The organism is Candidatus Glassbacteria bacterium (assembly GCA_019456185.1).
Taxonomy (GTDB): domain Bacteria; phylum Gemmatimonadota; class Glassbacteria; order GWA2-58-10; family GWA2-58-10; genus JAJRTS01.
Genome location: VRUH01000003.1, coordinates 82,214 through 99,771 on the forward strand (window position 1 = coordinate 82,214; position 17,558 = coordinate 99,771).

Genomic DNA, 17,558 nt, shown 5'->3' on the forward strand with positions numbered 1-17,558 from the left:
CCCCAAGCGCTTGCTTTTGATCTCTCTGTGCAGGAGGATATACAGCGCCGCGGCGGCAAAGCCCACTGCGAACGCACCGTAGCCGAACAGGGCAATCGCCGCGTGGAGGATAAACCACGGATTGGGAGCGAGCAGAGGATCGGTCACCTTGTCCAGCGGGGCGAAAATCCCGACCGCCGCGAACGCCGCTACCAGGGGCATCACCACCATCCCCAGGCCGGCCGGGCCAGCCAGGCTGCGGCTGATATGCAGGAACAGCACAGCCAGGATCAGGGCAGAAAAGCCGAACCCCTGCAGCATACCAATGAACGGGGCCTGACGGAGATAGATAGTGGAGGTGGCGATCCCGATGAAATGAAACAGCGCGCCGTAGCTGGTAAAAACAGCCCGGCCCCTGCGCGCTCCGGGGAGGGGGCTGCTGTGGAAATCCCTGAGGTAAGTCCAGGCCGCCAGCGCGTAAAGGACCAGCGCTATCAGGTAGAAAACACGGATGACTGTCAACATGTCGGGAAAGATTCTCTTCAGTTAGATTGACCTGCGCTCAATTCCCCGGCGCCGGGATATCCCGGTCCGGAGGCCCGGCGGAGCCGCGACGATTGAGCGCGATAGACCCAACCACTCCGCTGAGCGCCACCAGGCCGACCAGATTGGGCAGCGCCATGCACGCGTTGGCGATAGTGCCGATACTCCACACCAGCTCCAGCTTGATTACCGCGCCGGTAAATACGAACAGGATGAAGACGAAACGGTAGAAATGGACGATCCGCAAACCCAACAGGTACTGGATACACTGCTCGCCATAGTACGACCAGCCCAGCAGGGTGCTGAAACCGAACAGCAGCGCGCTGAAAGTGACAATCAGGTGGCCGTGGGGTATCACCGACTCGAACGCGGCCGCCGCCAGGGGCGTGCTGGTCATCCCCGAGGTCCACTTGCCGCTGATCAGGATCACCAGCGCGGTCATGGTACAGACAATGATCGTGTCGATAAACACACCGTTCATCGCCAGGATACCCTGCTTGTCCGGGTCCTCTTCCTTGGCCGCGCCGTGGGCGATCGGGCTGGAACCCAGGCCCGCCTCGTTGGAGAGCACTCCCCGGCTGACACCGAACTGCATCGCGGCGATCACGCCGGCTCCGGCGAACCCGCCCACGGCAGCCATCGGCTGGAACGCGCTCCTGACGATCAGCGCCAGTTGGGCCGGAATCTGACGGAACTTGATAATCAGGATCAGCAGCGAGGCACCGATAAAGAAGAAAATCATCAGCGGCACCAGTTTTTCCACCACTACGCCGATCCGCTTGATTCCCTTAATCGTGACCAGACCGGTCAGGATCGACAAGGCGATCCCGGTGGCCCAGAACGGCACGCCGAAACTGCTGTTGAAACTAAGGGCGATCGAGTTGGACTGCATCATGCAGCCCGTGCTCAGCAGGCAGGCGGCGGTCCCTGTCGCGGCGAAAACCGTGGCCAGCGCCTTGCCGAACTTCCTGTTGCCGAGTCCTTTCTCGATATAGTGCATCGGCCCGCCCGCCATCGACCCGTCGGGAGCCACCGAGCGGAACTTGATCGCCAGCATCGCCTCGCCGTAGATCGTGGCCATGCCCAGCAGCGCGGTGATCCACATCCAGAATATCGCCCCCGGTCCGCCCAGAGCCAGCGCCGTGGCCACCCCGGCGATATTGCCCAGGCCCACGGTGGCGGCCAGCGCGGTGCTGAGCGCCTGGAACGGAGTGATATCGCCCTCATGTTCCTGTTCTTGCTTGTTGAACGCTCCCTGGAAAATCATCTTCCACGCCGCGCCCATCTTACGGAACTGGATCAGACCGGTACGGACCGACAGCAGCACTCCCGTACCCAGCAAGGCGACCACGAACCACTCACTGTACATGAATTTTTCCAGCTCCAGCACGAACGCGGTCAATTGCTCCATCTGTTTCCAGGCTCCAGTTTTGGAGGTAAACGGGCTCAGGCGAACGCAGAGGGGTGCGTGAGTATGTACAGGGCCAGCAACAGCATCACCAGCGGGCAGACCCAGCGAATCAGGAACGCCACCATTTTCCGTACCGGTCCCACATATCCGTTGTGGGAAATCTCATCGAGCAGGTTCTTCGTGCCCCAGCGCCAGCCGACAAATATCGCAACCATCATCGCCCCGAACGACATCGAACACTGCCCGCAGATCAGGTCCATCAGGTCCAGCCAGCCCAGGGTGCGGTCTCCGATAGTCACGATCCCGCTCAGTCCCGGGACAGCTCCCAGGCTCAACGCGCTGAGAATACCGATGCCGAAAGCGATTATCGCGCAAAAGACTGTCGAGCGCTTGCGGGACCACTTGCGCTCATCCACGAAATAGGCCACCGGCACCTCCAGCAGGCTGATGCTGCTGGTCAGCGCGGCCACGCCGAGCAGGATGAAAAAGCCCGTGCCGAACAGGGTGCCGAACGGGATTTCGCTGAACAGCCGCGGCAGGACGATAAAAATCAGCTTGGCGCCGACCTCCGGTTTCATTCCGCTCATGGTGAACAGGGCCGGGAAAATCGCCAGGCCGGCCAGAATGGCGATCAGGGTATCGAGAAAGGCCACCATGCCCGCGCTCCTGACAATATTTTCCTCGCGGTTCATGTAGCTGCCGTAGGTGATCATCGTGCCCGCGCCCAGGCTCATCGAGAATACGGCCTGGCCCAGGGCGTTGATCAGAGTCTTGAACCCGACCTTGCTCCAGTCGGCGCGGAAGAATTCGGCCAGGCCCACCTCGGCCCCCTCGAGCGTAACCGAGCGGATCACCAGCAGGACCAGGATCAGCAGCAGCAGCGGCATCAGGATTTTGCTCCAGCGCTCGATTCCCTTCTTCACCCCCCCCACCACCACGCCAACCGTGAGCAGCATGAACGCGAAATGCCAGAACAGCGCCCGTCCCGGACTGGCGACAGTGGCGGAAAACACCTCGGTTATTTCCTCCGCGCTCAGGTTCTGGCTGAACGCCCCGCCCGCGGTGGTGAATATGTAGCTCAGGGTCCAGCCGGCAACCACGCTGTAGTAGCTGAGCACACCCCAGGCCGTGAGCACCCCCAGCACTCCCACCAGCTTCCACGGCGACCCCGGCGCCAGCTTGCGGTAAACGCCGATCGGATTACGCTGGGCGCTGCGGCCGATTGAGATCTCGCCGATCAGGATCACGAAACCGATCAGCACGACGAACATGATATAAATCTGCACGAACGCCGCGCCGCCGTTCTGGTAGGCGACTGTCGGAAAGCGCCAGATATTGCCCAGCCCGATAGCCGATCCGCTGGCCGCCAGGATGAATGCCAGCTTACTGCCCCAGTTGTCTCTCGGTTGCGTCATCAACTCTCCCAAAGTAAAGAAGGAGCAAAAGGTCCGTCCGGGTTCCCTTTACTCCTTCTCGCAAAACATTCGCAGGTGACTGACATCCGCCCGTTATCACCACGAAATGAATATTTTTCCGGCGCGCAGCGTTCAGAACGGAAGATCGTCGTCATCCTCAGCCGGCGGCTTGAAATCCTGGTAACCCGATTCTCCGCCGGAGCTTTCCCGTTGCTGGGAGGAGCCGTCCTCGCCACCCGAGCCGGCCGGGCGGCTGCCCAGGATCACCATCTCGTCGGCGACCACCTCGGTCATGTAGCGTTTCTGCCCGCTCTGGTCTTCCCAGTTGCGGGTCTGCAGCTTGCCCTCGATATAAACCTGGGTGCCCTTGCGCAGATATTCGTGGCAGATTTCGGCCAGACGGCGCCAGGCTACAATCCGGTGCCACTCCGTGCGCTCCTCGCGGACACCTTCCTTATTGACCCAGCTCTCGTTTGTGGCCACGGTGAAATTGACTACCGGTACGTTGCTGGCCGTGTGGCGCAGTTCGGGGTCTCCGCCCAGGTTTCCGATCAGGATAACCTTGTTTACGCTTCTGCTGGCCATTATCCCTCCATCGGCCGCCGGACAAGGTGCTCGCGCAGAGGTCCGGCACTGACATTTCGGTAAAATGAGTGGAGACTCCGCGGGAGCTAGTCGTCTTTACCCGGTTTTATCTCCTCGAACTTCGCGTCTTCGATATCGAATGCTCTGATGTTGTAGTCCTGCCCGCGCCGGACGGCATGTTCTGCCCGTTTGCGGTTCTGAACGGATTTGAATGCACGGTAGAAGGAGACTCCCTTGCGCAGCAAGATCGTGACAACCTTGTACACCAGGTAGATAATAAGCATCTTGAACAGAATTTGCATTATACTCGACCGGAAAAATGATCCGTTACCGGGTTGTCTCCACTCCGCGTCGCCGGACGTCCCCTGTACCCGGAAAGCCAATAAGTACAGCCACTTGGCTTGATTGGTATATACTATAAACATTCTAGATCAAAGTCAATAATATTTCCCCGGTCATGGAGATACTCTCACCCATCGCTGATTGTTTGACACCGGCTTGCGGAAAAATTAAATTAATTCTTTATCATAACTTGACTTATCATCTCAGGCGCGCCGTTAAGTCCGCACGGAGCGCGCACTGTTCGATTGCCCCGGGGTATTTACCATGTTCCCGAGAACGCAACACCGGCGTCTCCTGTTAATCCTGGCGGCTTTTCTGCTGCTGGCCCGGCCCCTGCCGTCGGCCGCAGGTGGCGGCGGACCGGACCGCACCCGCTATTTCCCTCTCGACCACCCGGCTTACGACTATCTCGACAGGCTGCAGCAGGCCGGGAAACTGCTCTCGCTCAACCCATCGCTCAGACCTTACACCCGCGGCGAGGTGCTGGCCGCGGTCGGACGGGAAAAGCTGCGGAATCCGTCACCTTTGGAACTGGGCTGGCTGAACTGGCTGGCCGTGGACTGCGAGCGGGAATATAAAACACTCGCCGCCGCCGACTCCGGCAACCTGGGTGTCACCACCCGGCTCGAAGCCGGGGGCAGGCTGCGCACTCTGGAGCCGGAGCGCGAGCGGAGCAGGCTCGGCGTGGGCTTCGGCGGGGCGCTGGGACGGGTCGTGTTCGACTCCCGTTTCCTGCGCGCTCCCTACCTGATGCGTGCATCAGATCAGGCGGATCACCGCGACCCGAAAGTTGTGCCGCCGGATGAGGACGGGTTGATCCGTCCGATGGAGGGTTATCTCAAGGCCGATTTCCCGATGTTCGAGGGCCGCTATTCTGCGGAATTGTTTTTCGGGCGGATGGCCCGCAACTGGTCCCCGCAGGGCATGGAAAGCCTGGTGCTCAACGGCCGGGCGCTGAGTTTCGACCAGCTGGCGCTGCGTATCCGCTCGCCGCATCTGACCCTGAGCCAAATCGTAGCCGCGCTGGACCCGGTGGACTACCACCCCGCCGGCTCGACCGAACTGGTCAGGGCCAGGCGTTTTTTCAGCGCCCACCGCCTGGGTATCCGCGTCCGCGATAACCTGCGGTTCGGTATTACCGAGACCACAATCTACGGCGGGCCGGGCCGCGGCTGGGAACCGGGGCTGATGAACCCGCTCACCAGCTACCGCCTGCTGGCCATCCAGGACGACGAGCGCTGGAGCAACAATTCGTTCGTGGCGCTCGATGGGTTCGCCGGCCTGGGAGGAAAGATCAACATTCGCGCCCAGATGCTGTTCGATGATTTCCTGCGGGATAAAAAAATCCAGAACCGCTGGGCGCTCAGCCTGGGCCTGGATTTCTGCCGTCTGCCGCTGCCCGGAACAAACTCGGCCCGGCTTGAATACAGCAGGGCCTCGAGCTACGCTTATAACACTTTCAGACCATGGGAGCGCTACCTGATCTCGGGCCGCCCGCTGGGCGCCCAACAGGGCAATGATTTCTACCGGCTGGCCGCCGAGCTGACTCAGTATTTCGACCCGAGCTTCGACATCACGGCCGGGCTGGCGTATAGCGGCCAAGGAAGCCTGCGGATCAGTTCCCCGGTCGCCGGCCTGCTTGACTCGGCGAGCCTGCCGTTCCCGGCGGAGCCTGTTGAGGAGACACTCGAACTTATGTTATCCTTACGCTGGCAGCCCGCAGACTGGTGCATCCTGGCAGCCTCCGGCGGATACTCGGAGCGCAGCGGCGTGGATAACATCGCCGGGCAACGGCTGCGGCGAGGCTACGCAACCGTTGAGTTGTCCCTGTTCAGGGATATTATCCTAAGCTTTTGATCTGAAACCGGTCCCGTACTCGCGGGCCGACAGCGCGGAGCAATCCAGACTATGGCTGAAAAGAAACAACCGGCCGAGCAGCCGACCGAGGGCGAACAGCTGCGCAAGGAAATGAACCGCCTGCGCAACGAAAAGCGCGATGTCGAGATCAAGTTCGAAATCAGCAAGCTGCTTTACGCCGAACTGGACTACGGCAGGCTGCTGAACCTGATAATCGACAAGATCATGGACATCCTGCGCGCCGAGCGGGGGTTCATTGTCACCGGCGAACCGGATGACTTCGAGATCAAGGTGGCGCGCAATATCGAGGGCGACGAGCTCAGCGACGAGGGCCGGACTGTCAGCCGGACGGTGGTGCACAAGGTGCTCTCCACCGGCGAACCGTCGTTTATCAACGACGCCCAGCAGGACGGCATGGTGTCCAGCCGCAGCATTATCGACCTGGGCCTGCGCTCGATTCTCTGCGTACCGCTGATTATCGGCGACTCCCCCTACGGGGCGATCTATATCGAGAACCGTTCGATGGCTAACTGTTTCATGGAGAAAGACCTTGAACTGCTGCAGGACCTGGCCGAACTCTCGGCGTCGAGTATCCGCAACGCGCTGAATTTCCTCGAACTGGCCCGCACCTCCGGCGGCAGCGCCACCAGCCTGGGCGAGGACCTTCGCCGGGACTACGATTTCAGCATGATAATCGGCAAGAGCCGCAGGATGGTTGAGGTAATGGAAATGGCCGCGCGGGTGGCCCCCACCGACGCCACGGTGCTGATCACAGGTGACAGCGGCACCGGCAAGGAGTTGATCGCCCGCGCGACTTACCTCAACAGCCAGCGCAAGGACAGTCCCTTCCTGACGATCAACTGCGGCGCACTGCCCAGCGGACTGCTCGAAAGCGAACTGTTCGGCCACGTGAAAGGCTCGTTCACTGGCGCCTATGCCAGCAAGGTCGGGCGGTTCGAGGCGGCCAACGGCGGGACGATATTTCTCGACGAGGTCGGCGAGATGCCGCCGGAGCTGCAAGTCAAGCTGCTGCGGGTGCTTCAGTTCGGCGAGTTCGAAAAAGTGGGCAGCTACCGTCTTCAACGGGTGGACGTGCGGATAATCGCCGCCACCAACAAGGACCTGATGGCGATGGTCAAACGGGGTGAATTCCGCGAGGACCTCTACTACCGGATGAAGATTATCGAGATCCATTTCCCGCCCCTTCGCGACCGGCCCGACGATATCCCGTTGCTGATCGATCACTTTATCGTCATGTACGCCAAGAAACTGGACAAGCAGATCGATGATGTCGATCCACAGTTCCTCAGGCTGCTTCAGCGTTATCCCTATCCCGGCAATATCAGGGAACTGGAGAGCATTATTCACCGGGCGATGATCCTGTCGGAGAACAACCAGCTTTCGGCATCCGACCTCCCGCCGGAAGTGCTCGATTCCTCGACAGTTACATCTGCCGACTCCGGCGGATTGCGTAAAATCATAGCGGTTCCCAGAACAAACGAGGAGCTCAAGGAAGCCAAGGAGGAAGCTACCAGCCAGGCGGCGGCCGAGGTCGAGCGAGCTTTCCTGGAAGCTGCGCTCGAGGCAAGTGGCGGCAATATCACCAAGGCTGCGAAAAAAACCGGCATGAACCGCAGCCTGTTCCAGCGCCTGGTGAAAAAACACGATATTCAGCCCAAAAAGAAATAAGGCAGCTCCGCCCGGCCGCTGTTGCCCTGATAGTTTTGCAGGCGCGCAGCTTGTTGCCGTCGCGGTAACAATGCCGCCATCGGCGAACCGGATAACTTGCCGAGAATTGCGCCGGAAAAGCATCTGCCGCGATTAAATACATTTAATTCCGTTAAATTTAGCCCGACTTGTCATTTTATCCGCGACAATTCCAGCAAAGTGCTTGTTTCAGTCGATTTGCGCTTTTATGGCACGGAAATTGATCTATTCTCAATCTGGGCAGTTTCCGGCAGAGACAGTTACTTTTCCTGAAAGCTGACACTTGAATAACCGCAGGCAAATAATGAGCTTGACTGCCGTTGTGCTGTTGAGCGCGGTTTCAGCCTTATCCAGCCCCCTTGGATATTTCTCCCAGTCCGTCCCGGACGGGATCAGCGCGGGGAGAACGTTTCCGGCCGGGTCGCTTTCCCGCCTGGGCGAGGCGATCCTTACCTCGGATAACGCCGTCTACACCCTGGCTCAACAGCAGAGCCGAATCAATCTCACCCTGCTGGAATCGTTCCAGCAGCCCGTGAGGTTTTTCCCGGCCGATATCAACGGTGACAAATACCAGGACCTGATCGTCGCGTTTACGGAAACCCCGGCTCTCAGGCTGCTGATCGGTCATGCGGATGGCGAAACAGTCAGGACCGATCTTGTTATCTCCTCCCAGGCGGTCCTGGCGGTTGGCGCGGCCCGGATCGACGCAGACACGCTCCCCGACCTCGTGATCGCCGACAGCACGCGAATCGTGATTCTCAGGCGGGTTCCACCCGACAGCGGCAACGGTATCGAGTTCCGCCAGTTCAGCGAACTGAGCTTGCATTACCCCGCCAGCGGACATCCGCTGGCCTCGATGACGCTCCTGTTCGGAGATTTTGACGGGAACAAGCGCACGGATTTCGTGCTTAACGGTTACCTGTACCTGAATCAAAGAGACAACCTTATCATCGCCAGAGAGCTCCCCGTGCCGACCGGGACCAAGATCAAGCTGCTGGATCTCTCGGCCGATCTGGACGGGGACAGAAAGCATGAATTGCTCTGGATCTCGGCCCCGTCGGCCAGCCTGCCCTGCAAGCTGACAATCGCCGATTACGATGCGAACCTGATATTCCGCGCCGGCGGTTCGGTGCAGACCGGACTTTCGGCGGTAACGAGAGCGTTCCTCTACGATGCTGACGCCGACGGGCATCTTGAGCTGGGGCTGTTCTCCTCTGCAGACGGCTCGGCTGTGGAATTAGCCGGCACCGTCAACGGGCTGGACCTGACTGCTGCCCGCAACCTGTTCACCTTGAATTCGGTGAAGGGGAGCTTTATCGGGCCGCTGGGACCCGAGGACAACGGCGAGACCACCTGGCTGTTCCACAACACCGCCAGCGACCTGCTGTATACCGGTTATGCCCTGCGGCCATATGCCGATGCAACCGACGCAGCCGGCCTGGTGGACACTCTTGCCGGGCTGGCGGCGGCTGTGGGAGATTATAACTACGATGGGCTCCCTGACATTTACGTTATCAACAACCGGGGCAATAACGCACTCTATCAGGGACAGCCGGACGGCACTTTCACCGAGGTCGCCGTACAGGCCGGGGTTGCGCAGACCAACGACGGAATCAGTTGCGCCTGGGGAGATTTCAATAACGACGGGTTCCAGGACCTGGTGGTAGCCGGCCTGTCCCTGCCGGATAAGCTGTTCTTTAACCTGGGCGACGGGACTTTTGCCGACAGCTCGCAGCTGCTGCGCTACAGCCGGGGCAACCAGCGGGCCACCAGTGTCAGTTGGGGTGATGTGAACAGCGACGGCTGGCTCGACCTGCTGGTCACCAACTACGACGAAGCCAACTGGCTGCTGATCAACCATCTCGGCCGCTATTTCGACAACACCGGTCCCGGGCTGGGACCGACCGATACTTATTACCGCACCGAGAACGCCTCGCTGGTGGATGTGAATCTCGACGGCCGACAGGATATCGTGCTGCTGAACGATGGCGGCCCGACCCGCCTGCTGCTGGGGTCGTCCGGCGGCCAATGGACCGACCTCACGGCCGCCAGCGGTCTCAACCCGGAGGCGGAGTACCTCGGCTTCGGCCAGAGTCAGAGTTGGGGAGATTTCAACGGTGACGGCTACCCTGATCTGTATATCACCCGCGCGACCGATATCGACATGATGTTCCTCAATAACGGAGCGGACGCCGTCCAGCAGTTCCGCCTGGTTTATTCCGGTAACCCCGGCGGCGGCCGTTTCGGGCGGCTGGCCTCGGTGATCGAGGACCTGGATACAGACGGCCGCACCGACCTGCTGATCACCCGATCATCGCAGTTCGGCTCCAATTACGAAATCCCCGGCAACCAGGTCTATCTGGGCGATTCCATGGGCTACCCCCCTATCGCCGCAGACGAGATGTCATCGTCCACAGTACCGGCCGGTGACGCCCTGGTGGCGCCGCTGCGATTCCGCCGCGAGACCAGCCTGCCGCTGGCCGGCGATTTCGACGGCGACGGGGATATCGACCTGCTGTTTGTCAACTATCTGCCCGACAACCCATCGGACCTGTTTCGCGGCTCGCAGCTCCCGCTGATATTCATGCGCAACGGCTCGGCCCGCGCCAACACCCTGACAATCATCCTGCGGCGCGCCGACAACCGCAACCTGGCCGGAACCTCCGTGAGCCTGTCGTACGGGGGCCGCACGTACTGGAAATCCGTCTCCGGCGGCGGCGGCAGGATCCAGACGGGTCCGTACCTCACCTTCAGTCTCGGCACGGCATCCCAGGCGGACAGTATGACAGTGCGCTGGGCCGACGGAGTGGAGCAGACGCTTTACGGTCCGTTCTATCCAGGTACGTTCGAACTCGAAGTGGACCATACCGCCCCGCGCCTTGAACTGCTGGAATGGCCCGGCGGCGGCAGTCAGGGTGAGCTGGTACTCTCATCGACCGTGCCTTTGTCCGGAACTCTGGGCGCAGATGACAACAGCGGTTTTTCCCGTCTGCTGCTGATAGTCCGTCTGCCCGCAACCGGCAGTGAGGACACTACAAACCTGGTTACCGGCATTTCCGCGGGCCGCGTCGATTTCTCAATTGCAACACCCCTTCCCGGCGACAGTCTGGACTTCTATTTCAGTGCTACCGACACCTATGGCAACAGTACGCGCCTGCCGTCATCCCCGGGGGCTTATTACCGTCTTGTTGCCAAAACCGGTGTATTACTGGGCGACTTGAACGGTGATCTGAAAGTCGATTTCTCCAACGATGGCAGCCGGCTGCTTGAAATCATCGGTGGAAAGGGCCTTCCTCCCACGGAACTGGAACTGCTCGCAGCGGATTTGAATTTCGATGGCAAAGTCGACATATACGATTTACTCTCATTATTAAAATTATTGTAAGCGGATCCGATGCTCAGGCATTCAGCCATTAAATTTCTGTTGCTATCACTTGCCGCCGTGTCGATAGCCTGCGAACACAGCACGCGGGACTCCTCGCAGCGCCTGTTGTTCGATGTCGAGGCGTACAATGGTCAGCCGGGGTACTTAACCAACCGGCTGCCTCTCCAGAGCAAATACCAGATAAACGCACCCGGCGTGGCTTTTGATTCATCGTTCTCCCCGCCGGACTCCGGTTTCGTGCCCTCGCGGCTTCAGATCACGTTCGATCAGGAGGGCGACCTGGTGCCCTCGCTGCTGGGCGCGTTCGGCTACAAGGTTGTCACCAGGATCGAATTCGACGACGGCAGCAGTATCACGGTCAACCATACCAACGTGGCCGACTCCCTTCGCGTCGCCGCGGGCGGCACGGCGGGGGATACGCTCTACGTGGCAATCCGTGGAGAGGGGCTTGTCAGCAACGGCGAGGGTGTGTTCGAAAATGTCACGGGCCTCTTTTTCGAGCAGAGTACCTACGGGATTGTGCACGATACTCTGGTCGCCAATATCAGTTGCCGCTACGAACTGTCAATCGAATACTAAGTACGGTCGAGATAATCATTGCGCCGTTGCCTGCCAGCCCTTAATTTTCCCATTTGCAATCGCACTAAGCAACTATTTTTCAGGCAATTAACCTTGTTATGAGTTGCCACCGCCACATAGAGTTCCACCGGGCGATACGGTTGCTGGCCCTGCTGTCCGCAGCTGCCGTCGTTGCCGCTCCCGGCGATACGCTGGCCCAGAGTTTCTGGCGCAAGAACGACCGCAACACGTTTATCCGCAACGTCCAGTTCAACTTCAATATCCCGAGCGCCCGGGCGGTCGGTCTGGGGGGCGCGTTTGTCGCTATCGCCGATGACGCCACCGCGGGCATGGCCAACCCCGCCGGTCTGACAATCCTGACCAAGCCGGAAGTCTCCGCCCACTACAAGATCAGCCGGTTCACTCACGAGGAGACCGCCGGAACTCCCGAGGAAAACGATAGACGCAGAGAGTTCACCAACGACGTGGGCAGCCAGAGCTACCTCTCGCTTGTTTATCCCTACGAGAATTTCTCCTTCTCGTTCTACCGCCAGGAGTTGATCAATTTCGAAAGCAGCTTCAACACTCAGGGGTTCGGCAACGTGTTCAGGGAGCGGGACTTAAACCCTCAGCAGTTCATGTTCGGCAACGATACCCGCAGCGATATCGAAGTCAACAACTGGGGCGCCGCGGTGGCTTACAAGCCCAACAAGTTCGTCTCCGTCGGCATTTCCAGCATCGTGTCCACTCTCGAATTCCGCTTTTTCGAGCACCTGTTCCAGGAAGCTAACGATTCCCGGCGCGAGCGCGTGTTCAGCGTAACCTCCGACAGCCGCGACACCCGCTACAGCGTTAACCTGGGCCTGAAAGTCGAACCGGTGGACTACCTGACATTCGGCGCGGTGTACCGCAGCGGTCCGCGGTTCGAGATCACCAACACGATCGAGGATATCGACCGGGCGGCGGTCACTCCGATTGTCCAGGGCAACGAGGAACTGGTCTTCAAGGTCCCGGACGTCTACAGTGTCGGCCTTGCTCTCCGTCCGCTCAACAACCTCACGCTGTCGCTGGATTTCGTGCGCGTCGAATACCACGACATGATCGAGGAGCTCGACCGGAATCTTAACGAGGACGATGTGGCCGTGCGGCTCGATGAGTTCCCTTACTCCGGGTTTGTCGATGGCGACGGGATCGACGATCTCATCCTGGCCAACGCTACTGAAATTCATTTCGGCGCCGAGTACTACTTCCTGCTGGGCGAGTGGCTGGTGCCCGTGCGCGCCGGATTTTTCACCGATCCCGCCCATGTGGTCTATACCACCGTGGAAAACGAGACCCTGCGCAGGCTGTTCCCCCGCACCAAAGATGAGATTCACGGCACGTTCGGATTCGGGTTCGTGCTCCAGAATAAAATCCAGCTCGATGCGGCGGTCAATTTTTCATCCAGTGTTACCGAGGCCCTGCTGTCGGCCGTATTCCGGTTTTAAGTGGAATTGATATGCGTGCCCTTCAGATCATAGCCGTGTTTCCCGTATTGTACGCCGTGGTTTTCACTCCGGGACTCAGGGCGCAATCCACCTGGTATTCCGCCTACGAGACCGCTCTGGAGGATATCGCCGCCGGCCGCTGGGAACAATCTGTCGAACATCTACGCCAGGCGCTGGAAATCAAGCCCGATCCTGAATTGAATGCCCGAACCTACGGAGTCTGGCGCCGCGATTACCTGCCGTTTTACCATCTCGGCCTGTCGTTTTTCAACATGGGAGAATATAAGCTTTCGACAGAGCATTTCGACCGCTCGCTGGCCGCGGGCATGGTCGAGCGCCAACCGGAACTGCTCAAACAGCTCAGCAGCTACCGCCAGGCTGCACTCGACAGGACTGCCGGCGCCGGCCCGGACAGGGAAATGGCGCGCCGGATCGAGGAGGAGTTCAACCGGGGGCTCCAGCTCGAACGTCAGGGGTCTCTGGACGAAGCGCTGGTGAAGTTCGAGAGTGTGCTGACACTCGATCCGGGCAACGCACTGGCCACGGAGCACATGCTCGAAATCAGGGAGAAAATCGCGGCGCACGACTCCCTGCTGGCCCGGGAGCAATTGATTGCGGAACTGATGGATTCCGGTTACGGCCATCTGGAAGGCGGCCGCGATGAGGAAGCTCTCGAGTATTTCCGGCGGGTAGTCCGGTTCGATCCCGCCAATCCGCGGGCGCTGGCTCTCAGCGACAGCCTGGGAAGTATAATCGCCGGGATTGCCGAGCAGCGGCAGCGCCTCGACATGCTGGTCCGGCAGCTTATCGAGCAGGGCCGCAGCGCATTGGCCGGGGGAGCTCTCGAGCAGGCTCACCGTCAGTTCTCCCGCGCAAGCAGCCTGGATCCGGAAAACCGGTCAGCCGCGCGGCTGACCGCCAGGACGGACAGCCTGCTCAATTCCCGCCGGGATAGTCAACGCCAGGAGTTACTGCTGGCCGAGGCGATCAGACTGATTGAACACGACTCCCTGCTGGCCGCCCGCGACTCGCTTGCCAGCGCCCGCCTGCTTGGCCCGGATAGCCGCGCGGACAGCCTGTACGCAGCAATCGAGCAGAGAATAGCCGAGAGGTTTCTGCTGCGCGATATCCCCCAGCTGCTTGTCAGCGGCAGGGCCGATTCGGTAATTCGGCTCCGAAGCGAGGTCTACGATGTTTCCGGCAGCGCGTTCGATGATGACGGGATAGTGAGGATCGTCATTGAGATCAACGGAGAAGTATCGGATCTGTTCCGTCACAGTGGCGGCGGACAGGCCCCGGTGCGCCGGACTTTCGAGCGTCAGATCGAGCTCGCAGCCGGGGTCAACCACCTTAAACTGACTGTCTTCGACGGGCACGGGAAAAGTTTCGCCGCCAGCAGAACCCTGGTCTACAGCCCGCCTTTCTGGAAACTGCCGCTGTTCCTCTATCTTGTCGCACTGACAGTTCTGCTGACCGCCGCCGGCTACTATTATTTCAAGCGCAACACCTTTCACCTGCTGTACAATAAACTCCGCCGCCGGCCGTTCGTCCTGATTTCACCCAACCCTTACATTGTGGGCAACCCGATCCGCAGCCGCGAGATGTTTTTCGGCCGCGAGGACGATTTCCGGTTTGTCAAAAACAAGGTGGACAACGAAAAATACGGCTCCCTGATCGTGCTCTTCGGCGAGCGCCGGGCCGGCAAGACCAGTGTGCTTTACCAGATTCTGGGCGGACGGCTCGGCCCCCGCTTTGTCCCGGTTTTCCTCGATATGCAGGCGATGGCGATCAACAACGACAGCGAGTTCCTGGGCCGGGTGGCCGAAATCACCGCGGACCGGATCGGGGCGAGACTCGCTAATGTGGATCTGTCCGCTTTCGATGACCCTTCGCGCAACCCGTATCCCCTGTTCGAGAAATTTATCGACAGGACCCTGGAGGCGCTCGGTGAGGATCACCTGCTCTTCCTGGTTGACGAGTACGAGTTGATCGAGGACAAAGTGGCCGAAAACAAGATCCGCAAGGAGATTTTCCATTTTCTCAGCGGACTGGTCGAGCATAAGCCGGGCCTGTTCCTGATATTCGCCGGCAACCACCGTCTCCAGGAAAGCCGTCACAGTTTCTGGGAACCCCTGCTGCAGCGCTGCGACTATCGTAATATCAGCTACCTGACTCCCAACGACACCCGTCGCCTGATCCAGGAACCCGTCCGCGGCAAAGTGTTCTTTATCGGCACGACAGTGCGGGACATCATGCGCTTGACCGCGGGCCAGCCGTTCTATACCCAGCTTTTCTGCCGCAGCATGGTGGAACTGCTCAACGCCGAGCGCCGCAATTTCTTCTACGAGGAAGATATCAGCGTCGTGGTCAGGGAAATTATCGACAACCCGCCGCCGCAACTGATCTATTTCTGGGCCGGAATGGATCCTGTCGAGAAACTGGTGCTGAGCACCGTAGCCGAGGTGTCGCGCCACGCCGGCAGTTTCCCGGATCCGGGAGAAATGCTGAGCGCGATGAAAAAATATTCGGCCAGCCTGCCCGAGGACGAGCTAAAGAAAATCTGCGAGTTGATGAGCGTCCGCGAGATACTGGAGCGCGGACCCAAAGAAAGCTACCGGTTCAGGATGGACCTTTACCGTCTCTGGATCCGCGAGGAACACCACCTTTATTCAGTTGCACGGGAATTCGACAGGGAAACAATCACCCGCTGATCATCAGGAGGTTACAAAAATGAATTGGAAATTAAGCTTGCCGGTTGCTGCTGTCCTGCTGGCTGCGGTGATGGCTGCGCCGCTGGCGGCGCAGCGGACGCTGAACGTGCTCGTTTTCGCCGACGCCTACCACTACGGTCCCGCCGGTCACGAACTGGCCCGTGCGCTGGACGACAGCACCAGGGGCCTCGGCCTCAACGCCGATTTCACCAATACGGAAAACGTGCTCTCGCCCAAGTCCCTGAACCGTTACGATGTGCTCGTACTGTTCAACCACAACGATATCACCCGGACCCACGAGAAGAATATCACCGATTTCGTGCGCGCCGGCGGCGGGCTTGTGGCCCTGCATCACATCATCAACAAGGCCAACGGCAATCCCGAGCTAACCCGGCTGGTCGGCGCCTTTTACGAGGTCGACGACGGGATGATCGGCCACCGTGATTTCAATATCGTCAGGATCGAGGGGGTCGAGCACCCCGTACTCGAGGGAATCCCGGAGAAGTTCATGATATACGACGATCAGGACTTCCGGATCCAGTTCTACCCGGGTCAGGAGGTCAACCGGCTGCTGAGCTGCGATATCCGGGACAACGGCGAGCAGAACGACTGCGGCTGGACCCGTACCGAGGGCGCCGGCCGGGTAGTGTTCCTCAGCCCCGGCGACCCGGTGGCTCGCAATCCGTTCGTCAACAACGAGCCGCTGTTCCAACTGATACTGAACTCGATCCGCTGGACGGCGGGCAACTGACCGCTCCTGGAAGGCACGGCGCATGTTCTGTCCCAAGTGCAACGCGGAAAACCCCAACAGCAACTGGTATTGCGACAGTTGCGGCAGCAACCTCCGGGAACCGCTCGCCAATGAAACGGCGGCTGATAAATCCCCGGCAAGCGGCCGGGGTAGGTCCGAAACGGGAACTGAAACATTTTTCGCCGGACGCTACCGCGGGCTGGAGAAAATCGGCGACGGGGCGATGGCGACTGTCTACCGGGCCACCGACACCGAACTGGACCAGGTGGTTGCGCTCAAAGTGCTCAAGACAGACCTGGCCGCCAACGATGACTTCATCGCCCGGTTCAAGCGCGAGATCTCACTCGCCCGCTCGATCACCCACCCCAATGTCTACCGGATTTACGATATCGGGACCAGCGGCAGGGTACAGTTTATCAGCATGGAGTATGTGGACGGTATCGAACTCAAGCAGCAGATTACGGACAACCGGCCCTCGATCGAGGAAGCGCTCAGGATCACCCGCCAGATCTGCCTGGCGCTCAGGCAGGCCCACCTCAAATGTATTATCCACCGCGATCTCAAGCCGCACAATATCATGGTTGAAAAAGACACGGGACGCTGCGTGGTGATGGATTTCGGGATCGCTATCGGCGAGCAGTCCAGTTCGATCACCCAGACCGGCGTGTTTGTCGGCACTCCCGAATACATCTCTCCCGAGCAGGCGGGCGGCCGGCCCCTGGACCACACCACCGATATCTACTCCCTGGGCGTGATCATGTACGAGCTGCTCACCGGCAAACTGCCGTTCGGACCCGGGCGCCCGCTTACCGTGGCCATGCAGCATA

Annotated in this window: 11 protein-coding genes and 2 pseudogenes (2 of these 13 running past the window's edge); 8 read left to right on the top strand and 5 right to left on the bottom strand. The window is 59.8% G+C overall.

The window, feature by feature from the left end; translation table 11 throughout:
* The 5 genes and pseudogenes from FVQ81_02245 to FVQ81_02265 all read right to left on the bottom strand — a co-directional run.
* Positions 1-504 (bottom strand): annotated as a pseudogene (locus FVQ81_02245) (hypothetical protein); it reaches 336 nt to the left of the window's first position.
* A gap of 37 nt (positions 505-541) precedes the next feature.
* A complete protein-coding gene (locus tag FVQ81_02250) occupies positions 542-1,933 on the bottom strand; it encodes a sodium:alanine symporter family protein (GenBank protein ID MBW7995394.1) in 1,392 nt (463 codons plus the stop codon).
* Positions 1,934-1,968: 35 nt separating this feature from the next.
* Positions 1,969-3,348, bottom strand: a complete 1,380-nt coding sequence (locus tag FVQ81_02255) for a sodium-dependent transporter (GenBank protein ID MBW7995395.1) — start codon at positions 3,346-3,348, stop codon at positions 1,969-1,971.
* A gap of 132 nt (positions 3,349-3,480) precedes the next feature.
* The gene (locus tag FVQ81_02260) at positions 3,481-3,933 is read right to left on the bottom strand and encodes a single-stranded DNA-binding protein (protein MBW7995396.1); all 453 of its coding nucleotides are present in this window, start codon (positions 3,931-3,933) and stop codon (positions 3,481-3,483) included.
* Between the two features lie 86 nt (positions 3,934-4,019).
* On the bottom strand, positions 4,020-4,235 hold the full coding sequence (locus FVQ81_02265; GenBank protein ID MBW7995397.1) for a hypothetical protein: 216 nt from the start codon (positions 4,233-4,235) through the stop codon (positions 4,020-4,022).
* Positions 4,236-4,539: 304 nt separating this feature from the next.
* Here FVQ81_02265 and FVQ81_02270 point away from each other — a divergent pair, with 304 nt between their 5' ends.
* From FVQ81_02270 to FVQ81_02305, 8 genes and pseudogenes are all read left to right on the top strand, one after another.
* Positions 4,540-6,132 carry a capsule assembly Wzi family protein gene (locus FVQ81_02270; GenBank protein ID MBW7995398.1) on the top strand — a complete coding sequence of 531 codons (1,593 nt, stop codon included), beginning with the start codon at positions 4,540-4,542 and terminating at the stop codon, positions 6,130-6,132.
* 51 nt (positions 6,133-6,183) lie between these two features.
* Entirely contained in the window at positions 6,184-7,821 is a 1,638-nt protein-coding gene (locus FVQ81_02275; GenBank protein ID MBW7995399.1) for a GAF domain-containing protein, read from the top strand.
* Positions 7,822-8,143: 322 nt separating this feature from the next.
* On the top strand, positions 8,144-11,224 hold the full coding sequence (locus tag FVQ81_02280) for a hypothetical protein (protein MBW7995400.1): 3,081 nt from the start codon (positions 8,144-8,146) through the stop codon (positions 11,222-11,224).
* Between the two features lie 9 nt (positions 11,225-11,233).
* Entirely contained in the window at positions 11,234-11,803 is a 570-nt protein-coding gene (locus tag FVQ81_02285; protein ID MBW7995401.1) for a hypothetical protein, read from the top strand.
* A 98-nt stretch (positions 11,804-11,901) separates the two neighbouring features.
* Positions 11,902-13,269 (top strand): hypothetical protein, encoded by a 1,368-nt coding sequence (locus FVQ81_02290; protein MBW7995402.1) that lies wholly within the window; start codon positions 11,902-11,904, stop codon positions 13,267-13,269.
* 11 nt (positions 13,270-13,280) lie between these two features.
* Positions 13,281-15,980 (top strand): hypothetical protein, encoded by a 2,700-nt coding sequence (locus tag FVQ81_02295; GenBank protein MBW7995403.1) that lies wholly within the window; start codon positions 13,281-13,283, stop codon positions 15,978-15,980.
* A 19-nt stretch (positions 15,981-15,999) separates the two neighbouring features.
* Positions 16,000-16,731 (top strand): ThuA domain-containing protein, encoded by a 732-nt coding sequence (locus FVQ81_02300; GenBank protein ID MBW7995404.1) that lies wholly within the window; start codon positions 16,000-16,002, stop codon positions 16,729-16,731.
* Between the two features lie 22 nt (positions 16,732-16,753).
* Positions 16,754-17,558, top strand: a pseudogene (locus tag FVQ81_02305) (protein kinase) (it continues 80 nt past the right edge of the window).